Here is a 15,554-nt window from a genome sequence, read left to right on the forward strand (position 1 = left end):
CGATCAGCCCCCGATCACACCGCGTTCAGGCCCAGCCGGCTGCGGACCCAGCGGCCGCTGCCCTTGCCCTTGAGCGCCAGCCAGTCGGCCGCCATCTGTACCGGCGGGCCCATGTCGCTCAGGTCGAGCGCCCGGTAAACCATGCCCGGGCGCAGCACCGAGCGCAGGTACTCGCCCCAGCCCATCCGGCCTTCGCGGGCCAGTGTGCGGAAGGCCAGGAAGTCGGCCTTGGCGCTCAGATAGCGCACGCCAACACGCCACTCGGCCGGCGCGGTCATCTGGCGACCGCAGGCCTCGTTGTAGACCAGCCATGGCAGATTGAAGCCAGCGCGGGTCAGCAGCAGGCTGTTGCAGCTCAGCCGCGGATTGACCTCCAGCAGCATGAACTGCCCGGTGCGCACGTCGCGCTTGAAGTTCATCACCACCATGCCACGCAGCTTCAGTCGCGCGAGGATATCGGCAGCCTCGGCCTCCAGATCGGGCACCGAGACGGTCTCGACGTGGCAACCCGTGCCGACCTGGACCGGGAAGGTGCGCCATTTGCGGGTCGTCGCCACCCGCTCGACCACACCGGCGCGGCTGATCCAGGCATGCACGCTGTAGTGCAGGTCGTCGGCACCGGGCACATAGTCCTGCACCAGCACATCCAGTCCGTGCGGCGCAATGCGACAGCACACCCGCATCAACTCGTCCGGCGCGTCGATCACCAGCGCCTTGGCACGAGCGATCACGGGGTCCAGTCCCGGGCGCTTCCACGCGGTCGGATACGCCGGCTTGAGCACCACCGGGAAGTCCACCACGCGGCTGAGGGTTTCGACCTCTTCCAGCGTGCGAGGCGCATGGGTAGCTGGCACGGGCAAGCGCAACGCCTGGGCCAATGCAGCAAAGCGGCGCTTGTCCATCATGCGGTTCACCGTGTCCGGCGACGCGGAGACCCAGAGGGACGTGCCGACCAGATCGGCATGCAGCGAGACCAGCGCACGCAGATCGGTGTCGGCGGTGGGGAAGACCGGCAGCGCCTGGCCGTGCCGCATGCGCAGCTCGCGCAGCACCCGCAGGAGGTGCTCGGGGCGGCGCGTGAAGTTGCGGGCGCAGATGTATTCGATGCAGTGACGCGAATAGCCCGAAGGCGGAAACTCGTATTCACCGATGACGATCACGGGCACGCCCTCCTCGCCCAGCGAACGCACGAGATTCAGATCGGCCCCCTGGGCACCGAGGCAGGCGAGGACGACCGCGGGGCGTGGTGAAGAGGCGTGGGGGGCAGCGTGCATGGTGGGGGGGCGGGGTCCGCTCTGAAAGGCGTTGGCTGGGAGTGCAGGGAACTCAGCCTCGTTTTTAGCGGATCGGGACACCCCCCGGGCGGCAGCCACTCCCCGTCAACAGGGGGGCCCAGCGACCGCGCGCGCAATCCGCACGGTCATCTTTCTCGGGCCGCTCAGCGTCCGCCGAACATCATCCGGCGCGCCAGCAGCGACTTCAGCGGGCCCACCTGCCCCAGCACGGCCAGCCCGGCACCGCGCAAGGTGCTGAGCCCCGGCCACGGCCAGGTGAAGCTGCGCGCCAGAAAGTCGGTGGCGGCGATCATGGCCCAGCGGTCCGGCGCGCGCTGCCACTCGACCCGGCGCAGCGCCTGGTCGACATCGCCACCGCGGGCCAGTTGCAGCACCAGTTCGTGCGCGTCGCGCAGGCCCAGGTTCAAGCCCTGCCCCGCGACAGGATGCAGCGTCTGCGCAGCATTGCCGATGCGTACCGTGCGGCCCTGCACCAGCGTGCGCTCGGCGTTGAGGCCGAGCGCAAAGTGCTTGAGCGGTCGGACCGAGACCAGCCGCCCCACCCGCGCCGGCAGCAAGTGGGTCAGCACCGCCAGCCGCTGCGCCTCGGTCAAGCCGGCCACCGCGTCGTCCTTCTGTTCGACACACCACACCAGCGCCGCGCGTCGGCACACCGTGCGGCCGTCGTCGGCCAGCATCGTGCCCGGCAGCGGCAGCAGCGCCACCGGTCCTTGCGGCGTGAACCGTTCATAGGCGACCCCGGACTCGCCGCCCTCCAGCCCGATCGTGCCGACCCAGGCGGTCTGTCCGTAATCGTGGGCGACGGCCTTGCGCGCCTGCTCGGCGAACACCCCCCCCTCGGCAATCACCGCCAGATGGTGCGGTTCGACCAGCGCCCCAGCCGCACCGGCATCGTCGCCAACGTCGATCTCGACCCCGTCCGACACCGTGCGCACCCCGCTCACCGCACTGCCCCAGCGCACGGACAGGCGCTGCGGCTCACGCGCACAGGCAGCCAGCCACGCCGCCCGCATCGGCGCAGCCAGCGCGCCATAGGGAATCACCGCGCCGAGCTGGGGCACGCCCTCGTCCACGGCGCGGATCAACAGCTCCGGCGCCGGCGCACGGCCCAGCAGGTCGAGCAGACCGGGCTGCTGCTGCGAGACGTGCACAGCCTGGATCGGTTCGGCCCGCTCGGCCATCGCGGCCCACACGCCCAGCCGCTGCAGTTCCAGCACGCTGCCCTGCGACAAGGCCAGCGTGCGTGGATCGCCACTGACATCGTGGGCAACGGGAAGTCGGTCATAGACACAGATCCGCGCGGCAGGCAGGCGACGCGCAGCGGACAGCGCCAACGCCAGCCCGACCGGGCCAGCCCCGACCACGGCCAGTTGCAGCGCTGGAGGAACCGGAAGGACAGCGGACATTTCGACTCCTGGACGGTCAGGAAGGTGACCGCAGGCGCATTTTCTCCGCAATCCAGTGCACGGTCAGGTGCAGCGCGGGGCCGAGGTCACGCAGGCTCAGCACCTGGAAGACGATCGGCCGCTTCAGCAGCGAACGCAGGTAGCCGCACCAGGTCCACACGCCCTCGCGCACATAGCCACGGATGGCGCGGAAGTCGTTCTTGCCACTGATGTACCAAAGCCCGGTGTGGCGCGGCAGCGGGGCCTCCTGCGCTAGGCCGCAGACGTCGCGGTAGGCCATCCAAGGCAGGTTGACGCCGGCGCGCGTCGTGAGGATCGTCCACTGACTCACCCGGGCGTTGATCTCCAGCAGCTTGAACTCGCCGCTGACGCTGTGGCGCTTGAAGTTGAGGTTGGCGATGCCGCGGTAATCGAGCCGCTGCAGGATGTCGATGACCATCGCCTCCAGCGCTGGTTCGTGCAAGCTCTCGACGTAGCAGCCGCTGCCGACATGGGGGGGCTGGATGCGCCATTTGCGACCACAAAAAGTCGCGCGGGCCACACCCTGCTGGTCGATGAAAGCATGCACGTCGTAGTGGGCGCTGTCATCGCCCGGTACGTATTCCTGCAGGATCAGCGCGAGGCCCCAGGGCGCCACCGTGCGACAGACGCGCAGCAGTTCCTCGCGCGACTGGAGCACGATGGCCTTGGCCGTGCGGATCTCTCGCGGCAATTCCGGGTGCTTCCAGGCAGTCGGCAGGGAAGGTTTGACGATGGCGGGAAACGACAGCATATCGGCAATGCACTCGACCTCGTCCAGCGTCGTCGGCGTGAAGGTACGCGGCACGGGCAGATCGAAGCGGATAGCCAGTTCGCTGAACGCCCGCTTGTCCATCAGCGCGGTCACCAGCGCCGGCTCTGCCATCGTCCAGCGCACGTGCGGACGGGCAGTCTCGCGGATCCGGTTCAGCACATCCAGATCCGGATCGGCGGAGGGGAATATGGGCAGCGGTCCGCCGTGGCGGCGGGCCAGGTCGGCCAGGGTGTCCAGCAAGGCCTGCGGCTGTCCGTCAAAATCCGGCAACTGCAAGAACTCGATGCAGTGGCGCGAATAACGTGAGGGCGGATCAGCGTACTCACCGAGCACAATCACCGGAACGCCCTGCTCGCCCAGCGAGCGCACGATATTGAGATCCCCCTCGGGGGCACCCGCACAGGCCAGGACAACGGCGGGAAGGCGCCCCGGCGCCAGTGAGTTGTTGTTATGCATGCAATAAGGCAGAGACAGTGGACCGGTGCGGTCGCCACCTGGTACCGGACTGGCTCTGGCAGAGGATTCAGGCTTTGACTTCCGTGATTATTGCGTCAATTTCCGAATTCGGACGCCGGGCCTGCCGGGATTCTCGCAGCCGCTGCGTCACCGTCAGCGCACAAGAAGCCAGCCTGCTCGATGGCATCAGCAACAGCCCGAGTGCACGTCGGTCGGGCCAGAGCCGGTTGATGAAGGAGTCGGCCGAGGCGCCGCTGTCAAAGGACTGCAGGTCCGGACAATGGAGGCGGACATGGCGGATGAACTCGACCTCGTTGAGCATGCCCGGGCCGAGCTTGCGCAGTTCCGGATCCCAGCCGACCTTGAAGGCGAACCCCATGTTGCCGGACACGAAGTTGCAGGTGGAGGCCACCGCCCGGCCGTCGATCCGCAGCTCGGTGAACAGCGCCCGGTGGTGGTCACCGTCAAATCGCGCCACCATGTCGCGGAAGAAGGCTTCGCCGGCCGGCGTCGAGCGCATCGAGGTACCAGACTCGCCCTTCCAGCCCAGGTGCTCCAGGCGCAGGAAATCTTCGATCGACTCGGCCGGGATGCCTTCGCGCAGGCAGTGCCAGCTGACCCGGCCCATTTCTTCCAGACGGCGCATGCAGCGGTTGATCTCGTTGAGCTTCTTGCCAAGGGTGTCGCGCAGCAGAGCCTCGCCGCAGTTGGCGAGTGTCAGCATCGACCGCTCTTGCGGTCCGAGCAGTTGCACCGGCTGGCTGCGCTGGCTGGACAGCGCCGTGATCGCCTCGGCGAGCGGGCCGCTGGTGTGCACCTTGGGCAGCTCCAGTCCTTTCCAGAAACAGCTCCGCCTCGACAGGAAGGCCTGGATCGCCTCCACGATCGGCAGGACCGCCTCCGCATCGATCAGCAACCCGCCAAGGTAGGTGTGTTCCGACTGGTACGCCGTCAGGTGCGGCCACGGAAAAGCGCGCGTCCCCAGGCTGTACCGGAACACCCCCACACCCGCCAGTTCCTTCAACCCACCCGCATCCCGCTCGATCCACATCAGCACCGCCGAGGCCCCAGCGTCCAGGTGCGCCAGTGCCGGTAGCACGAAATGCGGCGACATGAACGCATTCGGCTCGGCCGATCGGGCTTCGAGCCTGGCCCAGGCCTGTCGGTCCATGTCGGTCAAATCGGCCAACTGACGCAATCTGACTTCCCATTGTGGAACTGCCACGTTCAACCCTCCCCATTGCGACGTCGATCCACGAATCCAGCTCTTGTGTTCACCAGTGTGAACCAGCAGCCCCAGCGTCGTTTTGATCGACGCCGGGTTTTACAGCAATCGTGACCAAAAACGTTGCAGACGGAAACCCCGCAGCAACCAAATGTGACAACCAAACAAGGGGGATGACTATCAATTGTTTTAAATTGAGAGCGGATCGACGTCCAATGCCCACCGAAGCACACGTGTGGCGGATTCCGAAGACAGCGCCTGCAGGCCCGGCAGCCAGTGCGCCAACAGCCGATGCAACGCGACACGCCCGGACGCCTCGACGAGCATCTGCGCCCGCTCCACATCGGCGACCCGGTGAATCGGTGCAGGCACTGGCGGGTAGACCAGCACCTCCTGCGCACCCGGTAACCGCTGGGCCTGCAGCGCGGCCGCATCGAGAAACGCCAGCGCGGCTTCGGGGGTGCGCGCGTCGGCCCGCAGCAGCGCCTGGAAGGAAAACGGCGGCATGCCGGCGGATTCGCGCTCAGCGAGCTGCGACGCGGCGAACGCCTCGTAGTCGTGCTGGCGCAAGGCCGCATAGAGCGCGTGCGCAGGGTGCCAGGTCTGGATCCACACCTCGCTGCGCCCGGCCAGTTCGGCGTCCCGGCCAGCCCGGCCACCCGCCTGCATCAGCAGCGAGAACAGCCGCTCCGGCGCCCGGAAGTCGCTGGAAAACAGCGCCGCATCCGCCTGCACCGCCGCCACCAGCGTCATGCGTCGGAAATCGTGGCCCTTGGCGACCATCTGCGTGCCGACCAGCACATCCACTTCACCCGCATGGACGCTGGCAAGCTGGCTCTCCAGGCTGCCCTTGGTGCGGGTGCTGTCGGCGTCGATGCGGCCGATGCGAGCGCCCGGCAGCAAGTCGGCGAGCTGCTCCTCCAGCCGCTCGGTGCCACGGCCCATGGGCTGGATGTCGGGGTCGCCGCAGTCGGGGCAGGCGCGGGGCACCCGCTCGGTGATGCCGCAGTGGTGGCAGCGCAGGGTGCGGTCGAGCTTGTGGAAGACGCGCCAGGCGCTGCAATGCGGACAGGCGCTTTTCCAGCCGCAGTTGGTGCAGTGCAGGACGGGTGCGTAGCCTCGGCGGTTGAGCAGCACCAGGCTCTGCTCGCCGCGGTCGAGCCGCTCGCGCAGCGCGTCCAGCAGCGGCGGGGCCAGCGGGTGCTGGCGCAGCGCCTGTTTGCCGAACTGGGCGGCGATGCGGCTCAGGTCCACCAGCCGCACCGCCGGCAAGCGGCCGCCGCCGATGCGGCTCGGCATCACCAGCCGCCGGTAACGCCCGCCGCCAGCCTCGACCGGACCGGCGTTGTACCAGCTCTCCAGCGACGGCGTGGCCGAGCCGAGCAGCACTGGCACCCGCTCATGCCGCCCGCGCCAGACCGCCAAGTCGCGGGCGGAGTACCGGGCGCCCTCCTGCTGCTTGTAGGACGGGTCGTGCTCCTCATCAATCACGATCAGCCCCAGTCGGGGCATCGACGCGAACACCGCCATGCGCGTGCCGAGCACCAGGTCAGCGTGGCCGAGGTGCGCCGACAGCCAGTGCTGCAGGCGCTGCGCCGGGGTCAGGCCGCTGTGCAGCGAGACGAGGCAACGGTCGGGGAAACGCTCGGCGAAGCGGGCTTCGAGTTGCGGCGTCAGATTGATCTCGGGCACCAGCACCAGCGCCTGCCGCCCCGCGGCGAGCACACGCTCGGCTTCGCGCAGGTAGACCTCGGTCTTGCCGCTGCCGGTCGCGCCGAAGAGCAGGCTGGGCTGCGGCGATCCGTCGGCCAGGGTGTCGAGCACGGTCTGCTGCTCGGGCGACAGCGCAGGGCGTTCGGGCACGGGCGGCACCACAACGGCCTTCGCTGCGGCCGCTCGGGCCTTGTCCAGGCGCTTGAGCCGGCGGGTCAACTGCACGGCGTCCAGATCCCGCAGATCCGGCGGCAAGGCGCTCAGGCCCACCTCGCCCGGGCTGCGCTGGTAGTAGGACGCCGCGAAACCCACCAGCCGCAGCCAGCCGGCGGTGAACGGGGGCAGAGCGGTCAGCGCCTGCACCACGCTGCGCAGGACCGGCACCTCGTCGCCTTCCACACCCTCCGGCACCTCAGCCGCCCCCCAGACGATGCCGCAGACCTCCCGCTTGCCCAGCGGCACCCGCACCAGCGTGCCCGCCGGCCACGGCTCGGGCGCGAGGTAGTCGAGCACCGCGTCCAGCCGGCTGTGCCGTGGCAGATCGACCAGCACACGCAGCCGGTACTCCACAGGCAGCGCGGGTGATGCGGGCGGTGCAGGGATGTCCACCGAAGCTGTGGATAACGTTGTGGACAAGCTGGTTAGCGTGCCGTCAAGTACTTGTCACGCAAGGTATTTTCCTAGATTGCCTCAAATTAAGGCAGCCGGAACCGAAGAGGCCGCAGCACGCATCTCCCGCGAGTGGCGATGCACCGCTTCGACCAGCGCCGTGACCGACTCGGGCGGCGTGTACTGGCTGATGCCGTGGCCGAGGTTGAAGATGTGGCCGGGGTGGGCGCCGAAGCGGTCGAGCACACGGCAGGCCTGGGCGTCGATCTGCGCGGGGCTGGCGAAGAGCACGTTCGGGTCCAGGTTGCCCTGCAGCGCGACCTTGTGGCCAACGCGCTCGCGGGCCTTGCCGAGGTCCATCGTCCAGTCGAGGCCGATGCCGTCGGTGTCGAGGTCGGCGATCTCGTCGAGCCAGATGCCACCGCCCTTGGTGAAGACGATGCGCGGGATCTGGGCGCCGTCGTGTTCGCGCTTGAGCTGGGCCAGCACGCGGCGGGTGTAAGCGAGGCTGAATTCCTGGAATGCGCCATCGGCCAGCACGCCGCCCCAGCTATCGAAAATCATCACGGCCTGTGCGCCGGCTTCGATCTGGGCGTTCAGGTAGGCGGCCACCGAGTCGGCGTTGATGGCCAGGATGCGGTGCATCAGGTCCGGGCGGCTGTACATCAGCGACTTGACGCGCCGATAGTCGTCGCTGCCGCCGCCTTCGACCATGTAGCAGGCCAGCGTCCACGGGCTGCCCGAGAAGCCGATCAGCGGCACGCGGCCGTTCAAGGCTTTGCGGATCGAGGTCACGGCGTCGAACACGTAGCGCAGCTTGTCCATGTCCGGCACGGCGAGTTCGGCGACCGCCGCCTCGTCGCGCACGACCTTGGCGAACTTCGGCCCCTCGCCCAGCGCGAAGCTCAGGCCCAGGCCCATCGCGTCCGGCACGGTGAGGATGTCCGAGAACAGGATCGCGGCGTCGAGCGGATAGCGTTCGAGCGGCTGCAGCGTGACCTCGGTGGCGTAGTCCACATTGGTCGCCAACCCCATGAAGCTGCCGGCCGTCGCGCGCGTGGCGCGGTATTCCGGCAGGTAGCGTCCGGCCTGGCGCATCAGCCAGACGGGGGTGTGCTCGGTGGGCTGGCGGCGCAGGGCGCGCAGGAAGGTGTCGTTTTGGAGGGGGGCGAACATGACGGGATTGTAGGAGCCGCCCGAGGCAGCCTCCTGACGGCACCCATCCCTCCGAACTGTTCACCCCCTGCCCCGCTGAGGTAAGCTCCCAGAGTGTGCAATGCCGTGAAATACGACACACTCTGCTGCCACTGCACGGCCACCACACACGCATCATCACCACCCCATCAAAGTCTTGGAGGCTCACTCATCATGGTGTTGGAACAACTGGGTACTTGGATGCGCCGCCTCGCGGGCGTGCTGGTCATCGCGGCACTGACCGGCTGCGGCTACAACGACTTCCAGCGGCTGGACGAGGACGTGAAGGGAAGCTGGTCCGAGGTGCTCAACCAGTACCAGCGCCGCGCCGACCTCGTGCCCAATCTCGTGGCCACCGTCAAGGGCGAGGCCAATTTCGAGCAGGAAACCCTCACCAAGGTAATCGAAGCCCGCGCCAAGGCCACCAGCATCCAGGCCACGCCGGAGCTGATCAACAACCCCGAAGCATTCAAGAAGTTCCAGGCCGCCCAAGGTGAACTCAGCGGTGCCCTGAGCCGGTTGCTGGTCGTGACCGAGAACTACCCCAACCTGAAGGCCAACCAGGGTTTCCAGGATCTGCGCGTGCAGCTCGAAGGCACGGAGAACCGCATCACCGTGGCGCGCAACCGCTACATCAAGACGGTGCAGGACTACAACGTGCTCACCCGCAGCTTCCCGACCAACCTGACGGCGATGGTCTTCCATTACGAGGTCAAGCCGAATCTGGCCGTGGCCAACGAGGCACAGATCAGCCAGCCGCCGGCCGTGAGCTTCGACAAGCCCACGGCCAAGTAACCCGAACGAACCCGCACCGCGCACCCGCACCATGACCGTCCTCCTGCGAGGTTTGCTGACGCTGGGACTCTGGCTGCTGGTCGCCTTCGGCAGCGCGGCCCAGGACATCCTGCCTGTGCCGCCGCTGAACGGCCGGGTGATCGACCAGACCGGCACGCTGCAGCCTGACCAGCGCCAGGCCCTGACGACCCAGTTGGAGACACTGGAACGCGAGGCGGGGTCGCAGGTGGTCGTGCTGCTCGTGCGCAGCACGCAGCCCGAGGACATCGCCGCCTACGCCCAGCGCGTGGGCGATCAATGGAAGATCGGACGCCGCGCGGTGGGCGACGGGCTCCTGATCGTCGTGGCCACGCAGGACCGCAAGGTCCGCATCGAGGTGGCCAAGACACTCGAAGGCGCGATCCCCGACCTGATGGCCAAGCGCGTCATCAACGAGCAGATCACGCCGGCCTTCCGGCAAGGCGACTACGCGGGAGGCTTGTCTGCCGCGGTGCGCGTTCTGGGGGGGTTGATCAAGGGCGAAGGGTTGCCGGCGCCGTCGGCCACTGACACGGGCAGCGGTACGGGTGAGGACGGCCCGGATCCGATGATGTGGATCCTCCTGACGGTCGTGATGCTGCCAGCGTTTGCCAAGGCGATCGTCGGCATGTTCGGCCGCAAGCTCGGGCCGCTGCTGACCGGCGGCGGGGCGGGTGGTGTCGCCTGGCTGCTGACAGCCAGTGCGGCAGCGGCCGGCGTGGCGGCGGTGGTGGGGTTGTTCGTGGCGCTGGTGGTGGGGGTGCTGGGGTTTCTCTCGCCGCGTGTTACCCGGGGCCGGTCCTTCCCCACGCCCGGTGGATGGGGGGGCGGTGGTGGCGGCTGGGGAGGCGGCGGCTCATCGAGCGGCGGCGGATTCTCCTCGGGGGGTGGGGGTGATTTTGGTGGCGGCGGTGCGTCGGGAAGCTGGTGAACATGGACAACACGGTGCCTGCTGCTGAACGTTTTCACCGCTCGTGGCGCCAGTGGTGGCGACACCTCTGGTCGGATCGGGGCGACATCACCGATGTCCTCGGTGCCGAGGCGATCACCCGGCTCGAAGCCCGGATCACCACCAGCGAGCAGCACCACAGCGGCGAGATCCGGCTGTGCGTGGAAGCGGCGCTGCCTTGGCGCTACCTGCGCGATGGCGCGAGTCCGCGGGCGCGGGCGTTGTCGGTGTTCAGCAAGCTGCGCGTGTGGGACACGGAACACAACAACGGCGTGCTGGTCTACCTGCTGCTGGCCGACCGCGCCATCGAGATCGTGGCCGATCGCGCCCTGCACCGCCACATCGACCCGGACCAGTGGCAGGCACTGGTCGAGGCCATGCAACCCCTGCTGCGCCAGGGGCAGCACGAACAGGCACTGCGCAACACGATCACCGCGCTGGACGAGGCGCTGCGCCACTGGTTCCCCCTGAGCGGTGAGCAGCGCAATCCGAACGAATTGCCCGACCGCGCCGACCTGCGCTGAACCGCCCAGAGACACCCAGAAACGCCACGCCCGCCGCAGGTTTGCACCTGGGCGGGCGTGGTCTTGCTGGATTTCCCACCACCTTGCGGCCAGCGGGAAGATCTTGCGTGCTTGCTTACTTGCGGCGGAACTTCTGGATCGCGGCGATCTGGGCGGCCATGGTGGCGAACTCGCCTTGGGCACGGGCCAGATCGATGTCGCTCTTGGCGTTCTTCATCGCTTCCTCGGCCTGACGCTTGGCTTCGACCGCTTTGGCCTCGTCCAGGTCATGACCACGGATGGCGGTGTCGGCCAGCACGGTCACGCGGTCGGGCTGCACTTCGAGAATGCCGCCGGCCACGAACACGAACTCGTCTTCACCGTGGTCCGCGCGCTGGATGCGCACGGCACCCGGCTTGATGCGGGTGATCAACGGGGTGTGCCGGGGGAGGATGCCCAGCTCGCCGTTTTCGCCCGGCAGCGCGACGAACTTGGCTTCGCCCGAGAAGATCGAGCGTTCTGCCGAAACGACGTCAACGTGGATCGTTGCCATGTGCTTCCTTCTTGGGGGGTTGAAGAGGATTCAGCAAACCAGGGATGGCACACCGCACGGCGCGCCATCCACCGGGGTTCACTGCATCTTCTTCGCCTTTTCGAAGGCTTCGTCGATGGTGCCAACCATGTAGAACGCCTGCTCGGGCAGGTGATCGCACTCGCCAGCCACGATCATCTTGAAACCACGGATGGTTTCCTTCAGCGGCACGTACTTGCCCGGCGAGCCGGTGAACACTTCGGCGACGTGGAAGGGCTGCGACAGGAAACGCTGGATCTTCCGAGCGCGGGACACGGCCAGCTTGTCTTCCGGTGCCAGCTCGTCCATGCCCAGGATGGCGATGATGTCGCGCAGTTCCTTGTAGCGCTGCAGCACCTGCTGCACCGAACGGGTCGTGTTGTAGTGCTCTTCACCGACGACGTTCGGGTCCACCTGGCGGCTGTTCGAATCCAGCGGATCCACGGCCGGGTAGATACCGAGCGAAGCGATGTCACGCGACAGCACGACCGTTGCGTCCAGGTGGGCGAAGGTGGTGGCAGGCGACGGGTCGGTCAGGTCATCCGCAGGGACGTAGACGGCCTGGATCGAGGTGATCGAACCCACCTTGGTCGAGGTGATCCGCTCTTGCAGGCGGCCCATTTCCTCGGCCAGCGTCGGCTGGTAACCCACGGCAGACGGCATCCGGCCCAGCAGCGCGGACACTTCGGTACCGGCCAGCGTGTAGCGGTAGATGTTGTCCACGAAGAACAGCACGTCCTTGCCTTCGTCGCGGAACGACTCGGCGATCGTCAGACCGGTCAGGGCCACGCGCAGACGGTTGCCCGGCGGCTCGTTCATCTGGCCGTAGACCATGGCGACCTTGGACTTGCCCAGATCCTCCAGGTTCACGACGCCCGAATCGGCCATTTCATGGTAGAAGTCGTTCCCTTCGCGGGTCCGCTCGCCCACACCAGCGAACACCGACAGACCCGAGTGGGCCTTGGCGATGTTGTTGATGAGTTCCATCATGTTCACGGTCTTGCCCACGCCGGCGCCACCGAACAGACCCACCTTGCCGCCCTTGGCGAACGGGCAGATCAGGTCGATCACCTTGATGCCGGTTTCGAGCAGGTCTTGCGAAGGCGACAGTTCGTCATAGGCCGGGGCCTTGCGGTGGATCGACGCCGTGTGCTCGGCATTGACCGGGCCGCGTTCGTCGATCGGGCTGCCCAGCACGTCCATGATCCGACCCAGGGTGGCCGGGCCGACCGGCACCATGATCGGACCACGCGTGTTGCGCACTTCCAGACCGCGGCGCAGGCCGTCGGACGAGCCCAGCGCGATGGTACGCACCACGCCGTCGCCGAGCTGCTGCTGCACTTCGAGGGTCAGTGCGCTGCCGTCCAGCTTCAGTGCGTCATAGATCTTCGGCATCTGGTTGCGGGGGAATTCCACGTCCACCACGGCGCCGATGCACTGAACGATCTTGCCTACTGCGCCAGTAGTGGCTTGAATGTTCGCCATTTTTCGTTCCTTCAATCTTGGTTCGTTGCGTCTCGTCGTCGCGTGGCTGGGTCAACCCACCGCCGCCGCACCGCTGACAATCTCGGAGAGTTCCTTGGTGATCGCGGCCTGACGGGTCTTGTTGTAGACCAGCTTCAGGTCGTTGATCAGCGTGCCGGCGTTGTCGGTCGCGGCCTTCATGGCCACCATGCGCGCCGATTGCTCGGACGCCATGTTCTCGGCCACGGCCTGGAACACCAGGGCCTCGGCGTAGCGCACCATCAGGTCGTCGATGACCGACTGGGCATCCGGCTCGTAGAGGTAATCCCAGCCATGGGCCTGCTTCTCGCTCGCCGACTGCTCCAGACGCTCTGCGGCCAGCGGCAGCAACTGCTCGATCTGCGGCTCCTGCTTCATCGTGTTGAGGAAGCGGGTGTAGCAGAGGTAGACAGCGTCCAGCTTGCCTTCGGCGTACTGGTCGAGCAGCACCTTGACCGGACCGATCAGCTTGTCGAGGTGGGGCGTGTCACCCAGATGGGTGACATGCGACACGACCTTGACACCGACGCGGTTCAGGAAGGTGAACCCCTTGTTGCCGATCGCGACCGCATGCACCTTCGTGCCGACTGCCTCGAACTCGCGCAACCGCGTGGTCACCGCACGCAGCACGTTGGTGTTCATCCCGCCGCACAACCCCTTGTCGGTCGACACGACGATGACGCCCACCGCACCTGTGCCGCTGTTCTTGACGACGAACGGATGGTGGTACTCAGGCGTCGCCCGCGACAGGTTGGCCGTGATGTTGCGGATCTTGTCAGCGTACGGACGAGCCGCGCGCATGCGTTCTTGCGCCTTGCGCATCTTGGACGCGGCCACCATTTCCATGGCCTTGGTGATCTTGCGGGTGTTTTCCACCGACTTGATCTTGCCGCGTATTTCCTTGCCTGCCGCCATGACGATGCTCCCGGCTTAGGCGAAGGACTTCTTGAACGCAGCGATCGCGCCTTGCAGCTCGGTTTCCGCGTCCTTGTCCATCGCCTTGTTGTCTTCGAGCTTCTTCAGCAGCGCGCCGTGGCTGGTCTTCAGGTACTGGTGCAGGCCGCTTTCGAAGGCAAGAATCCTCTTGACTGCGATGTCGTCCATGAAGCCCTTGTTGACCGAGTACAGCGTGGCAGCCATGAGGCTGATCGGCTGGGGCGAGTACTGCGCCTGCTTGAGCAGTTCGGTGACGCGGGCGCCACGGTCGAGCTGCTTGCGGGTGGACTCGTCCAGGTCCGAAGCGAACTGCGCGAACGCGGCCAGCTCACGGTACTGCGCCAGGTCGGTACGGATACCGCCGGACAGGCCCTTGATCAGCTTGGTCTGTGCCGCCGAACCCACGCGCGACACCGAGATACCGGCGTTGATGGCGGGACGGATGCCGGCGTTGAACAGGCTGGTTTCCAGGAAGATCTGACCGTCGGTGATCGAGATCACGTTGGTCGGAACGAACGCGGACACGTCACCGGCCTGGGTTTCGATCACGGGCAGTGCCGTCAGCGAACCCGTCTTGCCCTTGACTTCACCCTTGGTGAACGCTTCGACGTAGTCGGCGTTCACGCGGGCTGCGCGTTCGAGCAGGCGGCTGTGGAGATAGAACACGTCGCCAGGGAATGCTTCGCGGCCCGGAGGACGGCGCAGCAGCAGCGAGACCTGGCGGTACGCAACAGCCTGCTTGGACAGGTCGTCGTACACGATCAGGGCGTCTTGGCCACGGTCGCGGAAGTACTCACCCATCGTGCAGCCGGTGTAGGCCGAGACGTACTGCATGGCAGCCGATTCGGACGCCGACGCAGCGACGACGATGGTGTAGTCCATCGCGCCAGCGGCTTCCAGCGAGCGCACCACGTTCTTGATCGACGAAGCCTTCTGGCCGATCGCGACGTAGATGCAGGCCATGTTCTGGCCCTTCTGGTTGATGATCGCGTCGATCGCCACGGCCGTCTTGCCGGTCTGGCGGTCACCGATGATCAGCTCGCGCTGGCCACGGCCGATCGGCACCATGGAGTCGATGGACTTCAGGCCGGTCTGCACCGGCTGGTCCACGGACTTCCGGGCGATCACGCCAGGGGCGACCTTCTCGATCACGTCCGTGAGCTTGGCGTTGATCGGGCCCTTGCCGTCGATCGGCTGACCGAGGGCGTTGACCACGCGGCCGAGCAGTTCCGGGCCGACGGGCACTTCCAGGATGCGGCCGGTGCACTTGACCGTGTCGCCCTCGGAGATGCCTTCGTATTCGCCTAGGATCACGGCGCCGACGGAGTCGCGCTCCAGGTTCAGCGCCAGACCGAAGACGTTGCCCGGAAATTCGAGCATTTCGCCCTGCATGGCATCGCTCAGGCCGTGGACGCGGACGATGCCGTCCGTCACCGAGACCACGGTACCTTGATTGCGAATGTCGGCGGCGGCGCCAAGACCCTCGATGCGGCTCTTGATCAGTTCAGAGATTTCTGCGGGATTCAATTGCATAGCTTGCTCCCAGTCTGGTCAGAACGCCGTTCCGGCGGAACGGCGGCGGACACAG

At 66.9% G+C, this 15,554-nt stretch carries 13 protein-coding genes; 3 read left to right on the forward strand and 10 right to left on the reverse strand.

The features are described 5' to 3' along the window. Positions 1–14 precede the first annotated feature (14 nt). From RMP06_RS09455 to hemE, 6 genes are all read right to left on the reverse strand, one after another. On the reverse strand, positions 15–1,274 hold the full coding sequence (locus RMP06_RS09455) for a carboxylate--amine ligase (protein WP_310461528.1): 1,260 nt from the start codon (positions 1,272–1,274) through the stop codon (positions 15–17). Between the two features lie 164 nt (positions 1,275–1,438). Then, positions 1,439–2,701, reverse strand: a complete 1,263-nt coding sequence (locus RMP06_RS09460) for an FAD-dependent monooxygenase (RefSeq protein ID WP_310461529.1) — start codon at positions 2,699–2,701, stop codon at positions 1,439–1,441. Between the two features lie 16 nt (positions 2,702–2,717). After that, positions 2,718–3,950 carry a carboxylate--amine ligase gene (locus RMP06_RS09465; protein WP_310461530.1) on the reverse strand — a complete coding sequence of 411 codons (1,233 nt, stop codon included), beginning with the start codon at positions 3,948–3,950 and terminating at the stop codon, positions 2,718–2,720. A gap of 67 nt (positions 3,951–4,017) precedes the next feature. Continuing rightward, positions 4,018–5,121 (reverse strand): GNAT family N-acetyltransferase, encoded by a 1,104-nt coding sequence (locus RMP06_RS09470; protein WP_310461531.1) that lies wholly within the window; start codon positions 5,119–5,121, stop codon positions 4,018–4,020. A 243-nt stretch (positions 5,122–5,364) separates the two neighbouring features. Continuing rightward, positions 5,365–7,497, reverse strand: coding sequence for a primosomal protein N' (locus RMP06_RS09475; RefSeq protein WP_409050141.1), 2,133 nt, complete (start codon positions 7,495–7,497; stop codon positions 5,365–5,367). 81 nt (positions 7,498–7,578) lie between these two features. Continuing rightward, entirely contained in the window at positions 7,579–8,673 is a 1,095-nt protein-coding gene (gene hemE / locus RMP06_RS09480; protein ID WP_310461532.1) for a uroporphyrinogen decarboxylase, read from the reverse strand. 192 nt (positions 8,674–8,865) lie between these two features. Here hemE and RMP06_RS09485 point away from each other — a divergent pair, with 192 nt between their 5' ends. Genes RMP06_RS09485 through RMP06_RS09495 form a run of 3 tightly spaced genes read left to right on the forward strand, consistent with a single transcriptional unit; the run spans position 8,866 to position 10,977 of the window. Beyond that, a complete protein-coding gene (locus RMP06_RS09485; RefSeq protein WP_310461533.1) occupies positions 8,866–9,486 on the forward strand; it encodes a LemA family protein in 621 nt (206 codons plus the stop codon). 31 nt (positions 9,487–9,517) lie between these two features. Continuing rightward, on the forward strand, positions 9,518–10,435 hold the full coding sequence (locus RMP06_RS09490; protein ID WP_310461534.1) for a TPM domain-containing protein: 918 nt from the start codon (positions 9,518–9,520) through the stop codon (positions 10,433–10,435). 2 nt (positions 10,436–10,437) lie between these two features. Continuing rightward, positions 10,438–10,977 (forward strand): TPM domain-containing protein, encoded by a 540-nt coding sequence (locus tag RMP06_RS09495; RefSeq protein WP_310461535.1) that lies wholly within the window; start codon positions 10,438–10,440, stop codon positions 10,975–10,977. A 115-nt stretch (positions 10,978–11,092) separates the two neighbouring features. Here RMP06_RS09495 and RMP06_RS09500 read toward each other — a convergent pair whose 3' ends face one another. The 4 genes from RMP06_RS09500 to atpA all read right to left on the reverse strand — a co-directional run bounded on the left by RMP06_RS09500 (position 11,093) and on the right by atpA (position 15,499). Beyond that, complete coding sequence (locus tag RMP06_RS09500; protein ID WP_310461536.1) at positions 11,093–11,509, reverse strand: F0F1 ATP synthase subunit epsilon; 417 nt, start codon at positions 11,507–11,509, stop codon at positions 11,093–11,095. Between the two features lie 78 nt (positions 11,510–11,587). Next, positions 11,588–13,012, reverse strand: a complete 1,425-nt coding sequence (gene atpD, locus RMP06_RS09505) for a F0F1 ATP synthase subunit beta (protein WP_293994826.1) — start codon at positions 13,010–13,012, stop codon at positions 11,588–11,590. Positions 13,013–13,063: 51 nt separating this feature from the next. After that, positions 13,064–13,945, reverse strand: coding sequence for a F0F1 ATP synthase subunit gamma (gene atpG / locus RMP06_RS09510; protein WP_310461537.1), 882 nt, complete (start codon positions 13,943–13,945; stop codon positions 13,064–13,066). A 15-nt stretch (positions 13,946–13,960) separates the two neighbouring features. Beyond that, the gene (gene atpA, locus RMP06_RS09515; RefSeq protein ID WP_310461538.1) at positions 13,961–15,499 is read right to left on the reverse strand and encodes a F0F1 ATP synthase subunit alpha; all 1,539 of its coding nucleotides are present in this window, start codon (positions 15,497–15,499) and stop codon (positions 13,961–13,963) included. Between the last annotated feature and the right edge of the window lie 55 nt (positions 15,500–15,554).

It is taken from the genome of Sphaerotilus sp. (assembly GCF_031429695.1).
Lineage (GTDB): Bacteria > Pseudomonadota > Gammaproteobacteria > Burkholderiales > Burkholderiaceae_C > Sphaerotilus.

Bases quoted from the DNA above. Each gene is read 5' to 3' on its own strand.
- RMP06_RS09470 (WP_310461531.1), bottom strand. From the start codon at position 5,121: ATGGACCGACAGGCCTGGGCCAGGCTCGAAGCCCGATCGGCCGAGCCG.
- atpA (WP_310461538.1), bottom strand. From the start codon at position 15,499: ATGCAATTGAATCCCGCAGAAATCTCTGAACTGATCAAGAGCCGCATC.
- hemE (WP_310461532.1), bottom strand. From the start codon at position 8,673: ATGTTCGCCCCCCTCCAAAACGACACCTTCCTGCGCGCCCTGCGCCGC.
- RMP06_RS09495 (WP_310461535.1), top strand. From the start codon at position 10,438: ATGGACAACACGGTGCCTGCTGCTGAACGTTTTCACCGCTCGTGGCGC.
- RMP06_RS09485 (WP_310461533.1), top strand. From the start codon at position 8,866: ATGGTGTTGGAACAACTGGGTACTTGGATGCGCCGCCTCGCGGGCGTG.
- atpG (WP_310461537.1), bottom strand. From the start codon at position 13,945: ATGGCGGCAGGCAAGGAAATACGCGGCAAGATCAAGTCGGTGGAAAAC.
- RMP06_RS09460 (WP_310461529.1), bottom strand. From the start codon at position 2,701: ATGTCCGCTGTCCTTCCGGTTCCTCCAGCGCTGCAACTGGCCGTGGTC.
- RMP06_RS09465 (WP_310461530.1), bottom strand. From the start codon at position 3,950: ATGCATAACAACAACTCACTGGCGCCGGGGCGCCTTCCCGCCGTTGTC.
- RMP06_RS09455 (WP_310461528.1), bottom strand. From the start codon at position 1,274: ATGCACGCTGCCCCCCACGCCTCTTCACCACGCCCCGCGGTCGTCCTC.
- RMP06_RS09490 (WP_310461534.1), top strand. From the start codon at position 9,518: ATGACCGTCCTCCTGCGAGGTTTGCTGACGCTGGGACTCTGGCTGCTG.
- RMP06_RS09500 (WP_310461536.1), bottom strand. From the start codon at position 11,509: ATGGCAACGATCCACGTTGACGTCGTTTCGGCAGAACGCTCGATCTTC.
- atpD (WP_293994826.1), bottom strand. From the start codon at position 13,012: ATGGCGAACATTCAAGCCACTACTGGCGCAGTAGGCAAGATCGTTCAG.